The following is a 21,720-nucleotide window of genomic DNA, read 5'->3' on the forward strand; positions in this document are numbered from 1 at the left end:
CGCAACCGCACGGCACACCGGGTGGCGTGCACGGTTCACATCCGTCGGATCCGCAGATAGCGCCTGAGGTCGGGGAACACCTCGGCGATGACGGCGGCCATGGCGGCCAGAGCCGCTCCGCAGATGACGATCTTCTTCATCCCGTCTCTCCTCGTGTCGAACAACCAGTGGTCAAGGCCTGCGCCGTGGCCGGCTCGCCGGTGCGCAGCAGTTCTTCGATCAGCCGGACGGCCTCCGGCACGGCGTCGGACACCTGCGCGCTGAGTCCGATGCCCTCGTCCACCGAGGCCGGTTCGCAACCGACGACCAGCACGCGGCGTGGCGGTGCGCCGCCGGTCCCGGCACACAGGGTGCCCAGCAGCGCCAGGACGGCGTCGGGCGTCATCCGGTGGCCGTCCAACGCCGGGGCGGCGGGCGACGGACTTCCGTCGCCGACGTCGTGTTCGATCACGTACAGCGTGCCGGGGGTTTCGCCGCGTGCCGTGGCGTCCACGAGGACGACGGTGTCGTAGCCGTCCAGGAGCTGGTAGGCGAGGTGCATCCCGCGCACCCCGATGTCCACGACCTCGATATGTCCGGGCAGGTCGCGCCCTGCCAGGCGGCGCGCGGTCTCCACCCCGAACGCGTCGTCCCCGAGGAAGATGTTGCCGATGCCCGCCACGAGCGTCCGTGGGGCAGTCGGCGGGGGAAGGCTCATACGTCGTCCTCCAGCGGTGTGACCTCGTCGGGCTGGAAGTACAGGAACCGTCCCTGCTCGCGGCGGATGTCGGCGCCGGGGTCGCCCTCCACGGTGACCGCCAGGTGCACCCCGCCGTCGACGTCGTGCAGCACCGCCTCGACCCTCGCGGTGCGGCCCCGCAGAAAGATGTCCTGCGCGTCGGTGTGCCGCAGGCCCGGGCACAGTTCGACGCGACTGCCCTTGCCCACCGACCGACCGTCCAGGACCACCCGGTCCCGCGCCGGGTCGAAGCCCACGTCGCTCGCGGGGTCCCACCAGGGCCTGTCCGGCCGTGGCACCCCGTACTCGTCGGGGAAGCCGACGTGCGGGGCGGTGACCGGGGCGGCGGGGTCCGGGGCGGCGATGTCCGGGGCGAGGGTGGCTGGGCCGGTCGCCTCGCGCAGGCTGCGCACCGCCCCGTGCAGACGCTCCAGGACCTCGGCCGGCATCGAGTCCGCCAGCTCGATCACGGCGGCCGCCCGCTCGTCGGTGCCCCGGGCCTCGCGTTTCTCCTCATCAGTGAGGGCCGCGGTGCGCAGCGCGAGGATCTCGTCGATCTCGGTGGCGTCGTAGAGCGCGCCGGGACTCTCCGGTGCGATGGCCGGATGGTCCTCCAGGATGATCGGCGAGGACAGCACGAGGTCGGCGCGGCCGGGTTCGCCGGCGAGCACGGGCCAGGTGTGCAGGTTGCGGCAGGCGGCGACCGCGCCCTTGGCCCACTCGGGAGGATCGGTCATCGACAGGAACGATCCGGCGCTGAGGGCCATGAGGAGGTGGGTGGCCACCAGGGAGCGCGGCAGTGCCGCGTCCCGGTCGGCGCCGCGGCCCTCGGGGGGTGTCCAGTCGCTGGTGTTCTCGACGACGGCGGTCAGCCGCACGGTCCGGTAGGGGCCGTCGAGTTCGCGGGCGGACAGCCGGACCGCCCCGCTGATCTCCTCGCAGCGCCGGATCAGTCGGCCGACGGTGCGGCCGGCTGCGTCCAGGACCGGTGCGGTGTCCTCGCGGGCGGGGCGTCGGAAGGAATACGTGACGCCGTCGCCGAGGAGCTCGGCCACCGACGCGACCACTTCGACGCGCTCCTCGTCCCCCTCGTCCCAGGGCACCAACACCCGGTCATCGAGGCGGAGTTCGGGCACCGTGTCGTAGCCGCCGTCCGGCCGGGCCCGTTGCACCGTGCGCCGTCGGGCGTGCAGGAAGCGCACCTCGACCGAGAGGGTCGCGTCGGCCTTCGGTTCCATCAGGCATTCGGTGTGCTGGAAGTCGTGCTCCTCGCACTCGGCGCCCCAGGCGGGCGGCACGAGCACCCCGAACTGCCAGCGCAGCCGGTTCTTGGCCGCCGAGGCCCGGTAGGGGTAGAGCACGTAGCCCTCGAAGAGGACGGCGTCGGCCACCTGCCGGGCGACGGCGAACCGCTCCTCCGTCTCGGGGGCGAACGCGGTCACGGTCACGGATCGGTCCTTCCGGTGGTGGTGAGGGCGCGCAGCGGATCGTGCGCGGGCCTGCCGGTTCTGTCCGTGTCCAGCAGCGCCTCGACGGTCGCTTTCCAGGAGGGCAGGGCGTGCCGGGAGCGGTAGGCGAGGAGGGCGTCCATGGCGTCGCGCGGCAGCCGGATCCAGCCGCAGCCGGGGAAGTGCTGCTCGACCATCTCCCGCCAGGCGGTGACCGGCATCCGGAAGGCCGCCTCCCGGTCCCACGGGACGGGCTCGACCTGGAAGCCGCCGGTCCCGGTGAACGCCGTGCCGGAGAAGAGCATCAGCAGGGGGACCTCGCCGTCGGTGAGGGCGGCGAGGTAGCGGGTCGCGGCGATGTCCATGTCGTAGGTGCAGGGCACGACGAGGTCGGCCTCGGTCTCCCCGGTGAAGCCGGGAACCATCAGCGGGACCTGGGCGAACTGCACCGGCTGCAGGGTGCTGCCCCAGCGTGAGCGGTCGCCGAAGAGGTCCGCGAGACCGTCGGCCTCGGCGGACGCGTAACCGCGGCGGGCGGGTTCGATGCGGATCTGGCAGCGCAGCGCGAGGGCGTGCACGGGCATGCCGCCGGAGGCGGTGACCCGCAGCCGGAAGACGAGGGTCGGTCCGGCGGCGTACCGGTCGGCGCGGACGCCGGTGCAGGTGAAGGAGAACTCCGTCATGGCCGCACCCCCGCGTCCACGGGCCGGGCGCGTCGCGCGACGTCCGTGAAGAACGCGTCCAGCGCGGCGCGGGCCTCGGCCCCGCCGTCGAAGCCCTGCCACAACAGGCGCATGCGGCCGACGAGTTCGTAGCAGACGTCGATCGGTACGAGGTGGCACTCACAGTGGCCGTCGGCGCGGCGCAGCAGCAGCGCCTCCACGTCCGGTTCGAGGAGCGCGGCGAGGCGGCTGCCGGCGAGGACCTCCGTCCAGGCGGCCGGTTCGAGTTCGCTCTCGGTGGCGCCGGCCGGGCTGGGGTAGAGGGCGACCAGCCGGTCGAGCGCCGCGTTGCGGAAGAGGAAGGCGACGCCGACCGGGATCCGCAACGTGTCCCACGCGTTCTCGTCGAGGCGGTGTCCGGGGTCGGTGAGGTAGCGGGCGGGGACCGTGCGGAAGCGGCCGGCGGCGGCGCCCGGCTGTTCCATCAACAGGGCGCAGGCGGCGCAGGCGCAGACCAGGGCGCGTTTCTCGGTGTCGACCAGGTGGCGGTGGTCGGCTTCGGTCACGACCAGTGAGCACAGCTCGCAGCGCTCGGGCCGGGGCGGACGCTCGGTGAGGAACCGGCGCAGTCCGGCGGTGGCGGCGGTCACCGGGTCCTCGTCCCGATCTGCAGCAGGGCCGGCGCCCGCTGCAGATCGACCGTCCTGACCTCCGGCGCGAAGCAGGCCAGCGCCGCCTCGGCGGCCTCCCTGGCGCCCGCGCCGGAACCGCATCCGCATCCGCCGCCCGCCGAGGCCGAGGCCGCGCGCAGGGTCAGGGCGCCGCTGTCCTCGTCGAAGCCGACGACGTCCAGATCGTGTTCCCGAACGCTGTCGAGGGCCCGGGCGATACGGGTGTCACGGTCCTCGGGGTGCAGGTCGTGCAGGACGAGGAGGCTCGCGACCAGTTCGTCGTGCAGGAGGTGTGCCGTCGGTTCGCCGGGCGCGGCGGACAGCAGGTGGAGGATACGGGCGAGGCCGGCGCCGTAGAAGTCCATGAGGGAGCGGACGAGTTCCTCCGCGGCCGCCGCGGCGGCCGGGTCGCCGCTCGTGGCCAGTCTGTCGAGGACTTCCTCGACCTGGCGTCCGGTCTGCTCAGCCGAGGGGAGCGCGCTCATCCGCCCAGTCCGCTCAGGCCGGTGGGCACGTGCATCGACTTCACCGTCTTGCCGCCCCCGACGTACATGTGGACGCCACAGGGCAGACAGGGGTCGAAGCTGCGGACGGCGCGCATGATGTCGATGCCCTTGAAGTTGTCCGGGGTGTTCTCCTCGAAGATGGGCGTGTTCTGCACGGCGTCCTCGTACGGGCCCGGCGTGCCGAAGCTGTCCCTGGTGCTGGCGTTCCAGGGTGTCGGCGGGTACGGGTGGTAGTTGGCGATCTTGCCGTCGCGGATCACCATGTGGTGCGAGAGGACTCCTCGGACGGCCTCGGTGAAGCCGACGCCGAGCCCCTCGTCCGGGACCTCGAACTTCTCCCAGGTCTGGGTGCGTCCGGCGCGGACCTCCTCCAGGCCCTTCTCCGCGAAGTGCAGCGCGACGGCGGCGGTGTAGGCCTGGAAGTAGGTGCGCGCGCGGTTGCGTTCCAGCGCGTTGGACCACTTCGGGATCTTCCACTCGAAGCTTGTCTCGGGCCTGGTCATCGTGCGGGGCAGGTTGATGACCACGCTGTGGCCGGTGGCCTTCACATACCCGGTGTCGACGAGTCCGGACAGGGCGGTCGACCACAGGCGGGCGATGGGGCCGCCGCCGGTGTCCAGAGCGAGGTGGTCCTTGCCGTCGAACCAGCGCGGGGACATGACCCAGCTGTACTTGTCGTCGAAGTTCCGCTTCTGCGGGGCGGGGATGGTGTGCTGGTTCCATGGGTGGCGCGGGTCCACCGGGTTGCCGAGCGGGTCGTGGGTGACGAACTGTTCCTGGCCCTGCCAGTCCTCGTAGTAGGAGCTGCCCAGCAGGATGCGGATGCCGAGGTTGATCTCGGTGAGGTCGTTGGTGACGAGCTTGCCGTCGACGACGATGCCGGGCGTGACGAACATGCGCCGGCCCCAGTCCGTCATGTTGGCGTAGGTGAAGTCGCAGTACTCGGGATCGTTGAGCGCGCCCCAGCAGCCGAGCAGGACACGTCGGCGGCCCACTTCCTCGTAGCCGGGCAGCGCGTCGTAGAAGAAGTCGAAGAGGTCGTCGTGCAGCGGCACGACGCGCTTCATGAACTCCACGTACTTCATCAGGCGGCTGAGGTAGTCCGTGAAGAGCTGCACGGAGGCGATGGTGCCGACGCCGCCCGGGTAGAGCGTGGAGGGGTGCACATGGCGGCCCTCCATCAGGCAGAACATCTCCCGCGTGTAACGGCTCACCTGGAGGGCCTCGCGGTAGAACTCGCCTTCCAGGGGGTTCAGCGAGCGCATGATGTCGGCGATGGTGCGGTAGCCGTGCTCCGCGGCGTGCGGGGCCTCGGTGCGCTCGGCGAGTTCGAGGACGCCGGGGTTGGTCTCCCTGACCATCTTCTCGCAGTAGTCGACCCCTACCAGGTTCTCCTGGAAGATGTTGTGGTCGAACATGTACTCCGCGGACTCGCCGAGGTTGATGATCCACTCGCCGAGGTGCGGGGGCTTCACGCCGTACGCCATGTTCTGCGCGTACACCGAGCAGGTGGCGTGGTTGTCCCCGCAGATGCCGCAGATGCGGCTGGTGATGAAGTGGGCGTCGCGGGGGTCCTTGCCGCGCATGAAGACGCTGTAGCCACGGAAGACCGACGAGGTGCTGTAGCACTCCGCGACCCGCTTCTGCTTGAAGTCGATCTTGGTGTGGATGCCCAGGCTGCCGACGATCCGGGTGATCGGGTCCCAGGCCATCTCCACCAGGCCGCTGCCGTCGCCGGCCGCCTTCGTCTTCGGTGCCATCTGTGTGCCGTGCCCTTCGTTGCGCGGGAGGTACGTGGGTGTGGGGGGAGTGCACGATGCGGGGAGCGGATCTACGTGCGGCGGACGCTCACCACGGGGGCCGGTATCCGGTGGTGATCCTGTCTCCGGAGCGGCGCCACTTGGGCTCCTTGTCCACCGTCCTGGCGGTGATCGACCGCAGCTTGCGGACCACGGCGCCGTACGCTCCGCTGGCGCTGCTGGACACCTTGGCCCCGGGCGGCTCGTCCATGAACGGCATGAACTTGTCGGGGAAGCCGGGCATGGTGCAGGCGATGCAGATGCCGCCGACGTTGGGGCAGCCGCCGATCCCGTTCATCCAGCCGCGCTTGGGCACGTTGCACTTGACGACCGGACCCCAGCAACCGAGCTTGACCAGGCACTTCGGCGAGTCGTACGACAGGGCGAACTCGCCCTGTTCGTAGTAGCCGGCGCGGTCGCAGCCCTCGTGCACGGTGGCCCCGAACAGCCAGGTCGGGCGCAGCTTGTCGTCCAGCGGGATCATCGGGGCGGCGCCGGTCGCCTGGTAGAGCAGATAGGTGAGCGTCTCGGAGAAGTTGTCGGGCTGGATCGGACAGCCGGGGACGCAGACGATGGGGATGCCCGCGTGGGACTTCCAGTCCCAGCCGAGGTAGTCCGGCACGCCCATCGCGCCGGTCGGGTTGCCCGCCATGGCGTGGATGCCGCCGTAGGTGGCGCAGGTGCCGATCGCGACGACCGCCAGCGCCTTCGGGGCGAGCCGGTCGATCCACTCGCTGGTGGTGATCGGCTGGCCGGTCTCCGGGTTGTCGCCGAAGCCGCACCAATAGCCCTCGGGCTTGATCTCCTCGTTGGGGACGGAGCCTTCGACGACCAGGACGAACGGGTCGATCTCGCCCCGCTCCCCCTTGAAGAACCACTCGATGAACGTGTCCGAGCCGCCGACCGGGCCGCACTCGAAGTCGATGAGCGGCCAGTGCACGGCGATCTTCGGAAGCCCCGGCAGCACCCCGAGCACGATCTCCTCGATGCTGGGCTGCATGGCCGCCGTCAAGGCGACCGAGTCACCGTCGCAACTCAGCCCCGCGTTGATCCAGAGAATGTGGATCGTGGGTGTCTCGTCGGCGGGCGCGCCGTCCGCGTCCGCAGCGCCGACCGTGTCCGGCGTCGCCTCAGTCATGGGACCGCCTCCTGGGGAGGTAAGGGATGAAGGCCTGCATTTCGGCCGTCGGCTTTCTTCGTATCAGCCGTTCGGCCGTGACGAGACACCAGCGGGGGCCGTTCCGGTGACGTCGGCGGCAGAGGGGGTGCGCCCGGTTTGCGCAACCGCTGACCGACCGAGGTGCGGCGGGGTGCACGTCGGCCGTTCCTTGTGGACGAAGGAGCGGCGCAGCGCGTGGTACGGGGCGTCCGGGTCCTCGAAGGTCCGGCGCATCCGGGCCAGCTCCCGCTCGCGGAAGCCGGCCAGCGGGGTCGCGCTCTCCAGCCGGTCCAGCTCCGTCTTCTTCGCGGTGATCCGTGACGCCGTCGCCGGGAGGGACGCGAGGCGTGCCGCCAGGTCGCCGACCTCCCGCGCGAACGCGTCAGGACCGCAGTCGACGACCCGGTCGACGAGCCCGAGACGCAGTGCGCTCGCCGAGCTCACCGGCAGCGCCTCGCGCATGAGTCGCCCGGCCGTCGCGGGACCCACCCTGCGCGGCAGGGTGTGCGTCCAGTACTCCGAGCCGTACAGGCCCATCAGTCGGTAGTGGGGGTTCAGCACGGCGCCCGCGCGGCACCACACTTCGTCGGCCGCCAGGGCCAGCATCACCCCGCCCGCCGCGGCGTTGCCCGCGACCGCCGAGACCACCAGCCGGTCCGTCGTCGTCAGGACGGCCTCGACCAGATCGTCCATGGCGTTGATGTTCGCCCAGGACTCGGCGGCGGGGTCGGCCGCGGCCTCGATGACGTTGAGGTGGATGCCGTTGGAGAAGAAGTCCCGTTCACCGCCGAGGACCAGCACCGACGTGGGTCGCGCGCAGGCTTCCCGGTAGGCGTCCAGCAGACGTCGGCACTGCTGCGTGCTCATGGCCCCGCCGGGGAACGAGAACGACAGGAAGCCCACCCGCCCGTCCTCCCGGTAGTGGATGTCGGACCAGGTGCGGTGCCGCGCCTCGGGCAGCGGCGGCAGGGCGTGCTCGGGCAGCGGCGGCAGGCAGTCGCCCAGGGCGAGCACGGCAGGCAGCTTGAAGGTGGGTGGCTGTCCGGGCGCGCGCCGGGGCCGCAGCTCGGGGATCCACACGGCGCCGTCCTTGGTGGCCCGGCAGAGCGCCCCGGCCCGGGTGGCCAACAGTTCGCCCGGCCGGCCCCGCAACTCGCTCTCGGGGTGGCCGCCGTGCAGGTACCACTCGCCGCCGAGCAGGGTGTCCAGCACACCGGGCTGCGAGTCCGCCGCCCGCAGCCTGCGCAGGACGTCCTGCGTGCCGTCCTCGGCCCAGTCGATCCGCCGGACGCTCTGGTCGAGGTACGGGCGCGGGCGCGGCCCGGCCTCGGACGCGCAGGCGGCGTCCTGCCCGCGCGGAACGTGGGCGCCTCCGGCGAAGCGCTCCACGGCGAGCATCACGGCCTTGAGGGCGGCGTCGGCGATCTCGCCCCGGTACAGCTCGCTCTTGGACACCGGAGGAACCCGGCACGGCACGCAGGCCCACACGTCACCGGCGTCCATCTCCCCGTCGGCCTGCAGGACGGTGACGCCCCACTGGTCGACGTCGTCGTGGATCGCCCAGTCCAGGGAGGACGGCCCTCGGTCACCGACGGGCCCCGGATGGACGACGAGGCATGTGTACGCCGACCACACCTCCTCGGGGATCGCCGTCTTCAGCATCGGCGCGACGACGAGCCGGGGTGCGTGGCGCCGCACGGCTTCCGGCAACTCGGTGCTGGGCAGGGCGAGTTCCACCGCCACGGTGTGTCCGCGGTCGCGCAGTTCGGCGTGGACGCGCTGGGTGAGGCTGTTGAACGCGCTGGCTAGGAGCAGGATGTGCACGGCTGCCTCCGGACGGACGAACGGCAGGCAGGGACGGCCGCCGATCGCGATCCTCGGCCCCGGCCGCTCGTCGCCTTCGACGACAGACGGTGAGGTCATCCGAAAGCGGGCACCGATCCGCCGTCCGGGCTCATCTGTCCGGCGCGCCGAGCCGGTCGCGGTGAAGGATCACCGTCGTCGCAGACCGCTGGTGATCCGTTCCCAGGGCGAGCGGGTGGCGCCGAAGTGGGTCTCGTGGGCCCAGATGTGGGTGCACGAATGGCACTGCAGGTGGAGCAGGCTGCCCACGTTGGAGAGCAGGTAGCGCCAGTGCTCGGAGCAGGTGCGGCCCTGCTCGCAGGTGGCGCACCCGCGATGGTCTCCGCAGTTCGGGCAGGCCACCCAGGCGCGACGCCCGACGTCGGCCTGCGGGTCAAGCGGCAGCATCGCCGCCGCCTCTCCGCGGCAGCACACCGGCCGACACCAGTTCGTCGTACATGCGCTGCTGCTCCGCGCTGAGGCCGGAGTAGAGCAGCTCGTGCGCCGCTTCCTCGCCGCGTAGCGCGGCGACGGGGTCCCAGTCGGAGCCGAGTGCGGCCAGGACATGGGCGCGCCGGAGCATTTCGTGTGAGCTCAGGTCGACGGCCAGATCGACCAGCGGGTCCGGTCGGTCGGCCGCGGGCCTGCTCGCCGCAGCGGGTTCGTCCGGTTCGTCAGGAAGGGCACGGCCGTGGGGGGACATGCGACCGAACGTAGGTAAGCGTTCCTCGGCCCGGCAAGAGCAGGTGGGGGAAGTCACAGCCCTTCCCTGCCGAGCGATCAGCCGGTGGGCGGGACGAACTCGGGCTGGTCGAGCACGCGCAGCCAGCTTCCGTCGTGCTGGCGCCGGACGACCTGCGCCCGGGCGCCGGCCCCGTCCCTGGGGGGCGTCGCGGTGAGGGCGATGTCGCCGCTGATCAGCGTCGGCAGCGGCTGTTCCGGCTCGAAGCGGGGACGGTGGGCCAGCACCTTCTCCCACAGCGCACGGATCGCCTCCCGTCCCACGGTCAGCTCGCCGGGCGGGTAGGCCATCACCGCGTCCTCTTCGTAGAGCGCGGCGACCCCGGTCGCGTCGCCGACGTTGGAGCGCTCGACGAACAAGCGGGTGATGTCCTCGGGCCGCATGGCCTTCTCGTACTCCACCTTCCCGTACTCCACCTTCCCGTACTCCGCCTTCTCGTACTCCGGCATGGTTCCTCCTGCTGTCGGGCTTCTGAGCTGCCGAGCTGCTGTGCTGCCGAGCTGCTGAGCTTCTTGGTGTTTCCTGGCTTGCCTCCCAGCCTGGCGGCCTGCCGATCAGAAGTCCAACAGATGGTTTTTCTGGTAGCTAGAATCTATGGTCATGGAACTGAGGCAGCTGGAGTACTTCGTCGCCGTCGCCGAGGAGCGGAACTTCACGCGGGCCGCCGAGCGGGTGCACATCAGCCAGTCCGGCGTCAGCGCCCAGATCCGCCAACTGGAGCGTGAGCTCGGCGCCGAGCTGTTCGACCGGTCGGCGCGCACCGCCACCCTGACCGTGGCAGGCAAGGCCGCCCTCGAACCGGCCCGCACCGCACTCGCCGCCGCCGCAGCGGTCGGCCAGGCGGTGGGTGAGGTGACCGAGCTGATCCGGGGCCGGATCACGGTGGGGATGGTCATGGGCTGCACCGTCACCCCGCTGTTCGACGCCCTCGCCGCGTTCCACCGGGCGCATCCCGGTGTGGAGATCTCGCTCCTTGAGGACAACTCCGACGTTCTCGTCGAGAAGGTTCGCACCGGCGCCGTCGACCTGGCCCTCATCGGTACCGCGACCGCCGCACCCGAGGGGCTGGAGGCGCTGACCATCGTCAGTGAGCGGCTCGTCGCAGCGGTTCCGGCCGGGCACCCCTTGGCGAAACGGCGCCGGGTCACGCTGCGTGACCTGGCGGCCCACCCCCTCGTGTGCATGCCACCCGGCACCGGCCTGCGCACGGTGTTCGACCGCGCCTGCGCCGCACAGAGCCTGCGGCCGGCGATCGCGCTGGAAGCCAGCGCCGCGGACGCCATGGCAGGTCTCGCCGTCCGCGGGCTCGGCGTCGCGGTCCTCAGTGCCTCGATGGCCGCGAACTACCGTGACCGGCTCGTCGCCCGCACCATCGACGACGTCGAAGCGCCGGCATCGCTCGCCCTGATCTGGAAGAGCACGCACAACCCGTCAGTGCGCGAACTGCTCGTGCACAGCCGACGGGCATTCACCCAGCCCGACCCGGCTCAGCATGCCGAGTGAGGTGACCTCGAAGACCGATACGTACACGATTCCCGTACGAGTTCTGCACGATTTCGCACACGAATGTCTGTTCGCATGCCATCATCGCGGGGGCAGGAAGTGATCACTCGGTGGACCCCACGAGCCGTCATGTCCCAGGTGGTGCACCGGATCCGAGGAAGGATGACGCCCCGATGGGCAGACCCGTTCCCCCGCAATCCCGTGTCCGCGCGCCGCGCCGACCCCGACTGCTGTGGCCGGTCACCGCCGCCGCCGGAGCCGCGCTCATCGCCGGTACCGTGCAGAGCCCGCCCCGCACGGCCCCGTCGGACGCGGTGCCGGTGGCGTCGGTGAACTGCTCCGACGGGGTGTGGAAGGCCGACTACTACGCCAACACCACCCTCACCGGCACGCCCCGAGCGTCACTGTGCGACGCCTCCGTCAGCGAGAACTGGGGCACGGGCCACCCCGCCCGGATATCCCTGCCCAACGACCGCTTCGGCGTCCGCTGGACGATGCGCCGCAACTTCGGCGGGGGCGGCCCTTTCCTGCTGCGGACCGCGGCCCAGGACGGTGTCCGGGTCTGGATCGACGGCACGCGCCACGTCAACCTGTGGCGCGACTACGTCTCCACCCAGCGCGCGAGCGTCAAGGTGACCGTGCCTGCCGGGACACACACCGTGCGGGTCGACTACGCGGCTTTCACGGGCTCGGCCAATGTCTCCGCCGACCTTGCCCCGACCACTGCGGACAGGGTGGCCCCGCTCGCTCCCGCCTCCGTGAGCGCGGTGCGCGGTGACGGCCGGGCCACCGTCAACTGGGCCCGCAACGCCGAGGCGGATCTGGCCGGTTACCGGGTCTACCGCTCCACCAGCACCCCCGTGGCGCTGGACACCGCACACCGGATCAGCGGCTCCGGCCTGCTGACCGCGAGGACGTTCACCTCGACCGGGCTGCGCAACGGCACCAAGTACTGGTTCGCCGTCACCGCCGTGGACCGCGCCGGCAACCAGTCCCGTTCATCGGCCGCCGTCTCGGCCGTCCCTGCCGACACCACCCCGCCCCGGGCTCCGGAGGACCTGGGGGCCGACGGCTACGGCGACATCGACCTCAACGGCAACGGCGTGCCCGACCCCGACGACGACCTCGGCGAGAACCACCTGAGCTGGGGGCCGAGTTGGGACGACGACTCCAGCACCCAGGACTCGTTCGCCGGCTACCACGTGTACCGTGCCACCGCCCCTGACGGCCCGTGGGCCAGGATCAGGAGCGCCGACGCCCGAGTGGTCCAGGACAACGCCTACGCCGACAAGGACGCCCCGATCGGCGTCACCGCGTACTACCGGGTGACGGCCGTCGACACCGCCGGCAACGAGTCGGCCGCGGCGACCACCGAGCCCGGTGAGTACGCCGGAACCGTCGCCTCGGCACTCCGCCCCGACACCGGCCTGTACCCGCCCCGGCAGCCCACCGGGCTCAAGGGCGAACTGAGCGATGTCAACGCCACGGTGGACTGGGCCGACAACCCGGTCGGCAGTCCCGTGCACGGCCTGACCGCCGGCTACCAGGTGCAGTCCGCCTCCTCGACCACCGGTCCCTGGACCGTGCGCGCCGGCGCCGGCGCACCGCTCACCCCGTCGCAGTTCACCGACACCGACCTGCCCGAGGGCGGCACCCGCTACTACCGGGTGCGCGCCGTCGGCAGGACCGTCGACGCCGGCACTGCGCCCGCGTACTCGGCCTGGACCGAGCCGGTAGCCGTCAGCCGCCCGGTGCCGCCGGACACCAACCCGCCCGCCGCGCCCGGCGCGCCCGAGGTCACCGCACCTGACGGGGGCACCACCGCCACCCTGGCCTGGACCACCGACGGCTGGCCCGGCCATGAGCAGGACTTCGTCGGCTACCAGGTCACCCGCAGCGCGACCCCCGACGGCCCGTTCACCGACGTCGCAGGCCCCCGCACGCCCCAGTGCGCCGCCGTGCCCGACACCGAGCAGCAGGTCCGCTGCATCCTCACCGACGGCCCGATCGCCGCCGACGCCACCCCCTACTACCGGGTCGTCGCGGTCGACCAGGTGGGCAACCGCTCCGCAGGCACGGTGGTGCAGTTGAAGCGGCTGCCCCCGCCGGCGCCGAAACCGTCCACGCCCACCGGGCTGACCGCGACCCGCGACGACAGCGGCGGCATCCTGCTCGACTGGGACGACTCCCCACCGTCCGAGGTCTACCTCTACTACCTGTTCCGCACGACCTACGGCAGCCGGTGCGCGAGCGTCGACACCTTCCACACGGCCGACTCCTACTACCTGGACACCGAACCGTTCCGCAAAGCCCGTTACTGCCTGACGGTGCGCAACTTCCAGGGCGGCTACAGCGACCCGATCTGGATCGACGTATCCGACGAGCCGGCCCCCGCCCCGCAGGCGCCCGACCTGCCGACCACGGCGGGCACCGCGGACGGCATCCGGGTGGCCTGGTCCGTCAACGACCCGACCGCAGCCCGCTACGAGGTCTGGCGCCGCTCCGAGACCGACGCCGTGTACATCAAGACCGCCGACCTCCCCGCGACGACGACCCCGGAGTGGACCGACACCGGCGCGCCGGCCGGAGTGCCCACCTGCTACCGGACCGTCGCCGTGAACGCGGCGGGGAGCCGCTCGGGATTCTCCGATGACGACTGCGCGGTGCGCCCGTACCCCGAAGGCACCGCGCGTCCCGACCGGCCCGCCGGGCTCGGCGCGCGGCAGGACGGCGACCACGCGGTGCTGTCCTGGCAGCCCGTCCCGGGCGCCACCGGCTACCTCGTCTACCGGTACTGGGGCAACGCCGCCAACCCCGGCACCCGGGTCCAGGACCAGCCCGTGACCGGCACCACCGTGACCGACACCGCCGCGCCCTACCCCTCCTCCAACGGCTACTACGCGGTGGTGGCCGTGGACGCCGCCGGGGTGCGTTCCGAGGCGGCGGTGCTGCCGTGGATGGGCGACGGCTACGCGGCCTCCATGAGCCTGGCCGCGAGCGGCTCCGCGGACGGTGTGCTGCTCAGCTGGACGTGGTCCTGCCAGAACGACTGGTGCCCGGCGCCGTCCTCGGTCACGATCGAGCGCTGGAACCCCGCCACCCAGGTGTGGGACGAGCTGACCTCGACCCTGCCCGGCACCGCCGTGTCCCACCTGGACACCACCGCGGCGGCCGGGGCCACCTCCTACTACCGGGTGCAGATCTACGGCCAGGACGGCGACACTCCCGAGCAGTTGGGTTACGGAGCGGTCCCCGGCACCCGCCCGGCGGCGGCGCCAGCCGCGAGCTGACGGCGCACCGACCCGCCCGCCCCGCCGCCCGCCCCGCCGCCCGTCGCTCCGACGGGCGGCGGGGCGGGCGTACGTTCAGCGGTCGTCGCCGAGCTCCTGGTGCATCTGGGGCTGGTCGTCACCCTGGTGGCTCAGCGCGTAGTCCTGGATCTTGTTGAACTGCTTCGAGGCCACCCCGATGATCTCGTCGTAGGGGTTCACCCCGACGGCCTTGTCGGCGTACGTGTCGGACAGCGCCTTGCGGACCATCGCGACGAACGGGGAGTACGAGGGCTCCGGCAGGTAGTTCTCGCGGTAGAACGTCAGGGCCTGTTCGGTCATGAACCTGCCGTCGTCGGTCTCGTCGTCAATGCCATGGCTTGGATTTCCGTTCCTCATGGGTCGGGGCGGTCCGGTTGCGAAAGTCGCGGAAACCGGACGCCTCGATGCTGACGAAGCGCGCAGCGTGTGGGAACGACCTTGGTCCAAGGGATCGTTTCGCCGTCACCCGAATGGCGGCCGAATAATATTGGCGATACGATTTTTCCTGATGTCTATTCTGGGAGATCACATGCCTTCCGTCACCATACTCAGGCCCGGGAAGAAGGGAATAGACGAAGCATCGGGACAGTTCCGGTGGACCTTCAACGCCGAAGTCGACGGACGGGTCGGAGTCATTTCTGTTTTCTCTCCAGCTCCGATACCCGAGAGCTCGGCGGCTGAGAATGCAAAGCTGTTTCTCGAAGTCGATCCCAGCAATCTCGGCGGTGTGGTGTCCACGGAAATTCCGTAGCGCAGCGACCGAGCGCGAGCCGGCAGGGGCAGGGGACGCGGTGGTCTGCCCCGCGTCACCCCGCCGCCTGTCGGAGACCCTCTCCGCCCGCACCCCCGGCGGCGGCCGGACGGATCCTTCACTGGCTCGAACTGTCAGAGCGCCGTGAAGGTCCACAGCAGGTTGGTGCTGCTGCCGTAGGTCCACTGCTTGGTGACGGAACCCGAGGCGACGTTGCCGCCGCCGTCGAGGACCAGGCCGGTGGTGCGGTTGGCGATCGAGTAGCTGTTGCCGCCCCGGGGGGTGATCTTCCACTGCTGGTTGGGGCCGCCGTTCCACGCCGCCTGCCGGGCGGCGGAGCCGTCGGCGGTGGCGCCCCAGCCGTCGGCGACCATGCCGTTGGTGCGGTTGACCAGCTTGTAGTAGCCGCCGCCCACATCGACCGCCTGCCACTGGAGGTTGGGGCTGCCGTCCCAGGACCACTGCTTGAGGTTCGATCCGGAGGCGACGTTGCCGCCGCTGTCCAGAGCGAGACCGTCGGTGACGTTGGTGAGCCGGAAGTACGTCGACGGGTTGAACTGGACCCTCAGCGAGGTGATCTGGTCGTTGTTGCCGGTGACCCTGAGGTCGGGGTTGTCGGCGGTGAACGTCCAGGCGGTGCCGGTGAAGTTGTCTGCTGAGTAGCCGATCACCTGGTAGCCGGGGGCCGGACGGAGGGAGGAGATGTTGCGTGTGCCCACTCCCGCCGCGGTCAGGTCGGCCGCGGTGTAGTCGCCGAGGGCGAACGTGGCGGAGCTGCCGGTGTAGTTGACGTCCGCGAAGGCGGCGGCTCCGGCGAGCGGCACGATGGCCGGGATGGCGCCGGAGAAAGAGAGCTTCAGGACGTAGGCGCCCGCACTGTACGGCGCGGAGGAGGGCAGGGTGACCGTGAGGCCGGAGGAGTTCTGGGCCGGCGTGGGCAGGTCGATGTAGGTGCCGGCGGTGGAGCCGAGGAGCTTCACCGAGGTCAGCGACGACAGGTTGATGCGGCCCGAGCTGAGCGTCTTGATCGTCAGCGAGCTGCCCGGCCAGCCCAGGACGGTGGCGTACAGGACGTTGTTGTCCTTGTTGCGGGTGAAGCGGATGTCCTGCGCCGTGCCGGCCGTCGGATTGGTGAAGGCGCCGCCGCCCATCTTCGTCGGGCCCTCTCCGTACACGCTCCAGGCGCGGGTCGAGTAGATCGACTCGCCGAAGCGCTTCAGATGGTCGCCGATACCGAGCAGGACGTCCTTCTGAGCCTGGGGGATGGTGCCGTCGGCCATCGGCGCGATGTTCAGCAGCATGTTGCCGTTCTTGCTGACCCGGTCGATGAACGAGTGCAGCATCTGCTGGATGCTGTAGTAGCCGATGCCCTGGGTGTAGCACCAGCTGGAGCTGGAGATGCTGTCGTCGGTCAGCCAGTACGGCGTGGTGATGTCGGCCGGGCCGCCGCGCTCGTAGTCGAAGACCTCGCCCTTGTTGTCGAAGCCGTCCTTGTAGGTGGCGACGACCTCACGGCCCCAGCTGTTGGCCTGGTTGTAGTAGTACGACAGGAAGTTCAGGCGCTGGGTCTCGTCGATGGCGTCCAGCTTGAAGTCCTGCCACAGGATGTCGGGCTGGGCGCGGTCGATGACCTCCTTGAGTTTGTCGTACCAGAGCTGGTTCTCCGTGGCCGAGTCCAGCTGCCCGTACAGCTTCTTCAGGCTCGGGTCCGTCTGGGCGGGGGCGTACTCGTAGAAGCCGTTGAAGTTGAACGCGTGGTGCATGGCCACCAGCAGCTTGAGGCCCTTGGCACGGATGGCCGTGGAGAACAGCTGCAGCAGGTTGAGCTGCGGGCCCTTGGCGACCGAGTTCCACTCGTTGACCCGGCTGTCCCACATCGAGAAGCCGTCGTGGTGCTCGGCGACCGGGCCGGCGAACCTCGCGCCGGCGTCGACGAACAGCTGGGCCCACTCGTCGGGGTCGAAGTTCCCGCCGGCCGACTTCAGCTTCGGCGCGAACTTTACGAAGTTGCCCGTCAGGTCCTGCGCTCCATTGATGAAGTTGTGGTACGGCCACGCCGACGGCTGACCGTAGGTCGCGATGTGGTGATTGTTGGCGTTGCTGCCGCTTTGGTACATGTTGCGCGGATACCACTCGCTGTCGTACGCCGGAACGCTGAAGACGCCCCAGTGGAAGTAGATGCCGAACTTGGCGTCCTGGAACCATTCCGGGGCCGGTGGGTGCTGGTCGACCGAGTTCCAGTCGGGCGTGTAGGTGGCGGGCGCCGCTTGTGCGCCGCCGGCGGCGAACACACCTCCGGAGACGGCCGCCGCGGCCACGAAGGTGGCACCGGCCAGGAACTGGCGTCTGTTGAGCGAGCTCGACATGGAGACATCCCTGATGCGGAAGGGGGAGGGGGGAGAACCGGGACGGCCGGTTGTTACGCATGAAGGTCGACCATGTGTCCCCGGGATGTCAACGGTGGTGCAGGGATGAAAAGACTTACCCGGCCAGGCGTTTTGCCCCTTTTAGTCGTTCTTCTTGTGCTTTTCCATCGCCCAGACATGGCATGTCTGCCGGATGACGCCGACGTGGATCACCCCAGGAGCCCCTCCTGATTGATGGGATGGATCTCGCCGCCGATCCACCCTCCCAGGGCCCGTCAGACCTCACACGCCCACACTGACGTGCATCTTTGTATGAAATCGCACCCAGGGCTAGACAACCCGCCGCCACGCGGCCTATAAACATCCCATCTCTTCGGGGTGATGGCACACAGTTGTCGCCCATGCGAAACATCTCCCGCTACGGGACCGGCGCGAGGAAGTACCGATGAGACTCAGAAACGCACTCTGTTCCACCGCCGCCGCCCTGTCCGCACTGGCGCTGCTCAGCGCCTGCGGCAGCGGCTCCAGCACCTCGGCGTCGTCGAGCGACGCGCCGCTGGTCGGCGTCGACTACCCGCGCTCCGACACCGACTTCTGGAACTCGTACATCAAGTACACGCCGGAGTCCGCGAAGAAGCTCGGCCTCTCGCTCAAGACCACGAACTCGCAGAACGACGTCGCCAAGCTGACCGCCAACGTGCAGACGTTCGTCAGCCAGGGCGTCAAGGGCATCGCCATGGCCCCGCAGGACACCGCCGCCATCGCGCCGACGCTGGCGCAGTTGGAGGCGAAGAAGATTCCGGTGGTCACCGTCGACACCCGCCCGGACAGCGGCAAGGTCTTCATGGTGGTGCGCGCCGACAACCGCGCGTACGGCGAGAAGGCGTGCCAGTACCTCGGCACGAAGCTCGGCGGCAAGGGCAAGGTCGTGATGCTGGAGGGCGGCCTGGACTCCATCAACGGCCGTGACCGCACAGAGGCGTTCAACGACTGCATGAAGAAGAACTACCCCGGCATCAAGGTGTTCGGCGAGGCCACCAACTGGGACGGCGCCGTCGCCGCGCAGAAGCTCCAGACGGACCTGACGGCCAACCCGGACATCAAGGGCGTCTACATGGAGTCCAGCTTCGCCCTGGCCGGCACCCTCCAAGTCCTGAAGCAGAAGGGCCTGTTGGTCGACCCGAAGGACAGCAAGCATGTGTTCGTCGTCTCCAACGACGGCATTCCGGAGGAGCTGAAGTCCATCTCCGCGGGGAAGATCGACGCCACGGTCTCCCAGCCGGCCGACCTCTACGCCCAGTACGCCCTGTACTACCTGAAGGCCGCGATCGACGGGAAGACCTTCAAGCCGGGCAAGACCGACCACGACAGCACCATCGTGCAGGTGCGTGACGGCCTGCTGGAGGACCAGCTCTCCGCACCGCTGGTCACCGCCGACGGCGGCACGTACGGCGGAGTCCCGAGCCTGAAGAGCACCGACACCTCCCTGTGGGGCAACCACCTCGGCTGACGGCTGGCCCGGAAATCCAACGGCTCACGAACGCAAGGCGGTTGAGATGAGTGACGGGGAGCGAGCAGTCACCCCCACGCCCGCCCCGGCGGACGACGGACGGGTCCCGGCGGACCCGCCCGTGGTCGAGGCGACGGGCATAGTCAAACGATTCGGTCCGACGGTGGCCCTGAACGGCGCCCGGATCACCATCAGGCCCGGCGAGACCCACGCACTCGTCGGCCGCAACGGAGCGGGCAAGTCGACCCTGGTCTCCGTCCTCACCGGTCTGCAGGCCCCGGACGAGGGCACGGTGACGTTCGGCGGCAGCGCGGCGCCACGGCTCGCCGACCGTGACGCCTGGCGGCAGCGCGTGGCCTGCGTCTACCAGAAGTCGACGATCATCCCCACCCTGACGGTGGCCGAGAACCTCTTCCTGAACCGGCACCATCACGGTCGCGGCCGGCTCATCAGCTGGCCGGGCGTGCGCCGCCGTGCGCAGGAGACGCTGTCGACGTGGTCCGTGGACGTCGACCCGCAGACCCCCGCCGGTGAACTCGACGTCGAACAGCGTCAGTTCGTCGAGATCGCCCGTGCGCTGTCGTTCGGCGCCCGGTTCATCATCCTCGACGAGCCGACCGCGCAGCTCGACGCGGCGGCGATCAGCCGGCTCTTCGACCGGATCCGCGACCTGCAACGCCAGGGCGTGACCTTCCTGTTCATCAGCCACCATCTCCAGGAGATCTACGAGATCTGCGACATGGTGACGGTGTTCCGGGACGCCCGGCACATCCTGACCGCGCCGGTCGCCGAACTCCCACGGACCGAACTCGTCGCCGCCATGACCGGTGAGGCGGCCGCCGACCGGCGTGAGGAACGGGCGAGCAGCCTGGACGCCGAGGCGACGGCCGCGCTGAGGGTGCGGGCCCTGACCGGCGAGACCTACGGCGACGTCACGTTCCGGGTGGGCGCGGGCGAGATCGTCGGACTCGCCGGAGCGGCCGGCAGCGGCCGTACGGAGATCGCCGAGACCGTGGTGGGACTGCGGGCCGCCGACAGCGGTGATGTGGAGATCGCGGGGCAGCGGCCCCGGGCGGGAAGCGTGCCCGCCGCGCTGGCCGCCGGCGCCGGGTTCGTCCCGCAGGACCGGCACCACCAGGGCTTCGTCCCCGACATGTCGATCGCGGACAACGCCACTCTCTCCGTGCCCGGCCGGCTCGGCCACAACGGGTTCATCAGCGCCCAGCGCCGGGACCGGCTCGCCGAGGCCATGATCGAGAAGCTGGCGATCAAGACCCCGGGGCCGGACCTGCCGGTCTCCGCGCTGTCCGGCGGCAACCAGCAGAAGGTCGTCATGGCGCGCGCCCTCGCCGACGACCCCCGGCTGCTGGTGCTGATCAACCCGACCGCGGGCGTCGACGTGCGCTCCAAGGAGTTCCTCCTCGGCAAGGTCGAGGAGATCGCGGAGGCCGGCACCGGGGTGCTCATCGCCTCCGACGAACTCGACGACCTGCGGATGTGCGACCGGGTCCTGGTGATGTTCCAGGGCCGAGTGACCTCGGAAATCACCCGCGGCTGGCACGACCACGACCTCGTGGCCGCGATGGAAGGAGTGGACCTCAATGCCTGAAACCGTCCTCGCGGACGCCGCCGCCAACGCCGTGGAACCGCGGCAGAAGCGGACCGCGCTGCTCGGTGGCCGGATCCCCCTGGCCCGGCTGCGCGACCTGGCGCTCGTCCCCGCGATCGTCGTCATCGCGATCGTCGGCCAGATCGTCAACCCGGTCTTCCTACAGGCCGACAACCTCATCAACGTCCTGCAGACCATGTCAGAGATGGCCCTGCTGGTCCTCGCCCAGACGATGATCCTGATCGTCAAGAAGATGGACCTCTCCCTGGAGTCCACCATGGGACTCGCACCCGGCATCGCGGCCTGGCTGGTGGTCCCGGTCGGTGCGGGTCACGGGCTCGGGCTCCTTCCGGGCGCCTGGTCGATCCCCGTCACCCTCGCCGTGGGCGCGCTCGTCGGCGTCGTCAACTCCCTGCTGATCATCCGCTTCGGCCTCAACGGCTTCATCGTCACCCTCGGCATGCTGATCGTCCTGCGCGGCATCCTCACCGGCGTCTCCGGCGGCCAGACCTTCTTCCAGCTCCCGGAGTCCATGCTGTACCTGGGCACCGCCCAATGGTTCGGGATGCCCGCCTCCATCTGGATCTGCCTGGCGCTGTTCGCCGTCGCCATCGTGGTCCTGGGCTGGACCAGCTTCGGCCGTTCGCTGTACGCCATCGGCGGCAACGTCGACGCGGCGAAGGCGGCCGGTATTCGTACCGACCGAGTGCTGTGGATCGTCATCGTCACCGGCAGCGTGCTCGCCGCCCTCGCCGGGCTGATGCTCTCCGGACGCCTGGCCTCGGTGGCCTCCGCTCAGGGCAACGGCTACATCTTCACCGTCTTCGCCGCCGCCGTCATCGGAGGCATCAGCCTCAACGGCGGCAAGGGCACCATGTTCGGCGCGTTCTGCGGCGTCCTGCTGCTCTTCATGATCCAGAACGTGCTCACGCTGGCAGGCGTCCCCGCCCAGTGGATCGGCGCCCTCAACGGCCTGATCATCCTGGTCGCCCTCGCCATCTCCCGTATCACCGGCGGCAAGGTCCAGGACTGACCCGGGCGGCCCCACCGGCCGCCCACCTCCGCCGTGTTCACCTCTCGTCGCAAGGGGACCGGGTTCCCCTTGCCCTCACAGGAGTTGCCG

20 protein-coding genes are annotated in these 21,720 nt (G+C 70.2%); 6 read left to right on the top strand and 14 right to left on the bottom strand.

The window, feature by feature from the left end:
- Positions 1 to 35: 35 nt before the first annotated feature.
- From B5557_RS46110 to B5557_RS04150, 12 genes are all read right to left on the bottom strand, one after another.
- Positions 36 to 140: a DUF6893 family small protein gene (locus B5557_RS46110; protein WP_443031332.1), complete on the bottom strand. Its 105-nt coding sequence runs from the start codon at positions 138 to 140 to the stop codon at positions 36 to 38.
- Positions 137 to 697, bottom strand: a complete 561-nt coding sequence (locus B5557_RS04100) for a hydrogenase maturation protease (RefSeq protein ID WP_079657817.1) — start codon at positions 695 to 697, stop codon at positions 137 to 139. The genes B5557_RS46110 and B5557_RS04100 overlap by 4 nt, the downstream gene beginning before the upstream one ends.
- Positions 694 to 2,166, bottom strand: coding sequence for a hypothetical protein (locus B5557_RS04105; RefSeq protein WP_079657818.1), 1,473 nt, complete (start codon positions 2,164 to 2,166; stop codon positions 694 to 696). Before B5557_RS04105 ends, B5557_RS04100 begins: the two co-directional genes overlap by 4 nt.
- A complete protein-coding gene (locus B5557_RS04110) occupies positions 2,163 to 2,849 on the bottom strand; it encodes a DUF6084 family protein (RefSeq protein WP_079657819.1) in 687 nt (228 codons plus the stop codon). Before B5557_RS04110 ends, B5557_RS04105 begins: the two co-directional genes overlap by 4 nt.
- Positions 2,846 to 3,478 carry a DUF5947 family protein gene (locus B5557_RS04115; RefSeq protein ID WP_079657820.1) on the bottom strand — a complete coding sequence of 211 codons (633 nt, stop codon included), beginning with the start codon at positions 3,476 to 3,478 and terminating at the stop codon, positions 2,846 to 2,848. The genes B5557_RS04110 and B5557_RS04115 overlap by 4 nt, the downstream gene beginning before the upstream one ends.
- Complete coding sequence (locus tag B5557_RS04120) at positions 3,475 to 3,984, bottom strand: hypothetical protein (RefSeq protein WP_079657821.1); 510 nt, start codon at positions 3,982 to 3,984, stop codon at positions 3,475 to 3,477. Before B5557_RS04120 ends, B5557_RS04115 begins: the two co-directional genes overlap by 4 nt.
- Positions 3,981 to 5,765, bottom strand: a complete 1,785-nt coding sequence (locus B5557_RS04125) for a nickel-dependent hydrogenase large subunit (protein WP_079657822.1) — start codon at positions 5,763 to 5,765, stop codon at positions 3,981 to 3,983. The genes B5557_RS04120 and B5557_RS04125 overlap by 4 nt, the downstream gene beginning before the upstream one ends.
- A gap of 88 nt (positions 5,766 to 5,853) precedes the next feature.
- The gene (locus B5557_RS04130; RefSeq protein WP_079657823.1) at positions 5,854 to 6,942 is read right to left on the bottom strand and encodes a hydrogenase expression protein HypE; all 1,089 of its coding nucleotides are present in this window, start codon (positions 6,940 to 6,942) and stop codon (positions 5,854 to 5,856) included.
- A 63-nt stretch (positions 6,943 to 7,005) separates the two neighbouring features.
- Positions 7,006 to 8,787 carry an enoyl-CoA hydratase-related protein gene (locus B5557_RS04135; protein WP_079664580.1) on the bottom strand — a complete coding sequence of 594 codons (1,782 nt, stop codon included), beginning with the start codon at positions 8,785 to 8,787 and terminating at the stop codon, positions 7,006 to 7,008.
- 168 nt (positions 8,788 to 8,955) lie between these two features.
- Positions 8,956 to 9,213 carry a hypothetical protein gene (locus tag B5557_RS04140; RefSeq protein ID WP_079657824.1) on the bottom strand — a complete coding sequence of 86 codons (258 nt, stop codon included), beginning with the start codon at positions 9,211 to 9,213 and terminating at the stop codon, positions 8,956 to 8,958.
- Positions 9,200 to 9,508 carry a DUF6400 family protein gene (locus tag B5557_RS04145; protein WP_079657825.1) on the bottom strand — a complete coding sequence of 103 codons (309 nt, stop codon included), beginning with the start codon at positions 9,506 to 9,508 and terminating at the stop codon, positions 9,200 to 9,202. Before B5557_RS04145 ends, B5557_RS04140 begins: the two co-directional genes overlap by 14 nt.
- Positions 9,509 to 9,585: 77 nt before the next feature.
- Positions 9,586 to 9,996 (bottom strand): YybH family protein, encoded by a 411-nt coding sequence (locus tag B5557_RS04150; protein WP_079657826.1) that lies wholly within the window; start codon positions 9,994 to 9,996, stop codon positions 9,586 to 9,588.
- Between the two features lie 151 nt (positions 9,997 to 10,147).
- Between B5557_RS04150 and B5557_RS04155 the strand changes: the two genes are divergently transcribed.
- Both B5557_RS04155 and B5557_RS45635 read left to right on the top strand, forming a co-directional pair.
- On the top strand, positions 10,148 to 11,050 hold the full coding sequence (locus tag B5557_RS04155) for a LysR family transcriptional regulator (protein WP_079664581.1): 903 nt from the start codon (positions 10,148 to 10,150) through the stop codon (positions 11,048 to 11,050).
- 173 nt (positions 11,051 to 11,223) lie between these two features.
- Complete coding sequence (locus B5557_RS45635; protein ID WP_079657827.1) at positions 11,224 to 14,340, top strand: fibronectin type III domain-containing protein; 3,117 nt, start codon at positions 11,224 to 11,226, stop codon at positions 14,338 to 14,340.
- 75 nt (positions 14,341 to 14,415) lie between these two features.
- On the opposite strand, the gene B5557_RS04165 is transcribed toward B5557_RS45635, so the two are convergent.
- The gene (locus B5557_RS04165) at positions 14,416 to 14,661 is read right to left on the bottom strand and encodes a hypothetical protein (protein ID WP_079657828.1); all 246 of its coding nucleotides are present in this window, start codon (positions 14,659 to 14,661) and stop codon (positions 14,416 to 14,418) included.
- Here B5557_RS04165 and B5557_RS43515 point away from each other — a divergent pair.
- On the top strand, positions 14,660 to 15,112 hold the full coding sequence (locus B5557_RS43515; RefSeq protein ID WP_159424324.1) for a hypothetical protein: 453 nt from the start codon (positions 14,660 to 14,662) through the stop codon (positions 15,110 to 15,112). The genes B5557_RS04165 and B5557_RS43515 overlap by 2 nt on opposite strands.
- A gap of 134 nt (positions 15,113 to 15,246) precedes the next feature.
- Here the strand turns inward: B5557_RS43515 and B5557_RS04170 are convergent, their stop codons facing one another.
- A complete protein-coding gene (locus tag B5557_RS04170; RefSeq protein WP_079657829.1) occupies positions 15,247 to 17,478 on the bottom strand; it encodes an alpha-L-fucosidase in 2,232 nt (743 codons plus the stop codon).
- Positions 17,479 to 17,923: 445 nt separating this feature from the next.
- Here B5557_RS04170 and B5557_RS04175 point away from each other — a divergent pair, with 445 nt between their 5' ends.
- The 3 genes from B5557_RS04175 to B5557_RS04185 are packed head-to-tail and all read left to right on the top strand — an operon-like array spanning position 17,924 to position 21,630.
- Positions 17,924 to 18,988 (top strand): sugar ABC transporter substrate-binding protein, encoded by a 1,065-nt coding sequence (locus B5557_RS04175; protein WP_079657830.1) that lies wholly within the window; start codon positions 17,924 to 17,926, stop codon positions 18,986 to 18,988.
- Positions 18,989 to 19,034: 46 nt separating this feature from the next.
- Positions 19,035 to 20,597, top strand: a complete 1,563-nt coding sequence (locus tag B5557_RS04180; protein ID WP_079657831.1) for a sugar ABC transporter ATP-binding protein — start codon at positions 19,035 to 19,037, stop codon at positions 20,595 to 20,597.
- Complete coding sequence (locus tag B5557_RS04185) at positions 20,590 to 21,630, top strand: ABC transporter permease (protein WP_079657832.1); 1,041 nt, start codon at positions 20,590 to 20,592, stop codon at positions 21,628 to 21,630. The genes B5557_RS04180 and B5557_RS04185 overlap by 8 nt, the downstream gene beginning before the upstream one ends.
- Positions 21,631 to 21,720: the final 90 nt, after the last annotated feature.

This window comes from Streptomyces sp. 3214.6 (genome assembly GCF_900129855.1).
Taxonomy (GTDB): domain Bacteria; phylum Actinomycetota; class Actinomycetes; order Streptomycetales; family Streptomycetaceae; genus Streptomyces; species Streptomyces soliscabiei.

Excerpts from the sequence above, each read along its gene's own strand:
- B5557_RS46110 (WP_443031332.1), bottom strand. The coding sequence starts at position 140 with ATGAAGAAGATCGTCATCTGCGGAGCGGCTCTGGCCGCCATGGCCGCC.
- B5557_RS04100 (WP_079657817.1), bottom strand. The coding sequence starts at position 697 with ATGAGCCTTCCCCCGCCGACTGCCCCACGGACGCTCGTGGCGGGCATC.
- B5557_RS04110 (WP_079657819.1), bottom strand. The coding sequence starts at position 2,849 with ATGACGGAGTTCTCCTTCACCTGCACCGGCGTCCGCGCCGACCGGTAC.
- B5557_RS04120 (WP_079657821.1), bottom strand. The coding sequence starts at position 3,984 with ATGAGCGCGCTCCCCTCGGCTGAGCAGACCGGACGCCAGGTCGAGGAA.
- B5557_RS04125 (WP_079657822.1), bottom strand. The coding sequence starts at position 5,765 with ATGGCACCGAAGACGAAGGCGGCCGGCGACGGCAGCGGCCTGGTGGAG.
- B5557_RS04130 (WP_079657823.1), bottom strand. The coding sequence starts at position 6,942 with ATGACTGAGGCGACGCCGGACACGGTCGGCGCTGCGGACGCGGACGGC.
- B5557_RS04140 (WP_079657824.1), bottom strand. The coding sequence starts at position 9,213 with ATGCTGCCGCTTGACCCGCAGGCCGACGTCGGGCGTCGCGCCTGGGTG.
- B5557_RS04145 (WP_079657825.1), bottom strand. The coding sequence starts at position 9,508 with ATGTCCCCCCACGGCCGTGCCCTTCCTGACGAACCGGACGAACCCGCT.
- B5557_RS04150 (WP_079657826.1), bottom strand. The coding sequence starts at position 9,996 with ATGCCGGAGTACGAGAAGGCGGAGTACGGGAAGGTGGAGTACGGGAAG.
- B5557_RS04155 (WP_079664581.1), top strand. The coding sequence starts at position 10,148 with ATGGAACTGAGGCAGCTGGAGTACTTCGTCGCCGTCGCCGAGGAGCGG.
- B5557_RS45635 (WP_079657827.1), top strand. The coding sequence starts at position 11,224 with ATGGGCAGACCCGTTCCCCCGCAATCCCGTGTCCGCGCGCCGCGCCGA.
- B5557_RS43515 (WP_159424324.1), top strand. The coding sequence starts at position 14,660 with ATGAACCTGCCGTCGTCGGTCTCGTCGTCAATGCCATGGCTTGGATTT.
- B5557_RS04165 (WP_079657828.1), bottom strand. The coding sequence starts at position 14,661 with ATGACCGAACAGGCCCTGACGTTCTACCGCGAGAACTACCTGCCGGAG.
- B5557_RS04170 (WP_079657829.1), bottom strand. The coding sequence starts at position 17,478 with ATGTCGAGCTCGCTCAACAGACGCCAGTTCCTGGCCGGTGCCACCTTC.
- B5557_RS04175 (WP_079657830.1), top strand. The coding sequence starts at position 17,924 with ATGAGACTCAGAAACGCACTCTGTTCCACCGCCGCCGCCCTGTCCGCA.
- B5557_RS04180 (WP_079657831.1), top strand. The coding sequence starts at position 19,035 with ATGAGTGACGGGGAGCGAGCAGTCACCCCCACGCCCGCCCCGGCGGAC.
- B5557_RS04185 (WP_079657832.1), top strand. The coding sequence starts at position 20,590 with ATGCCTGAAACCGTCCTCGCGGACGCCGCCGCCAACGCCGTGGAACCG.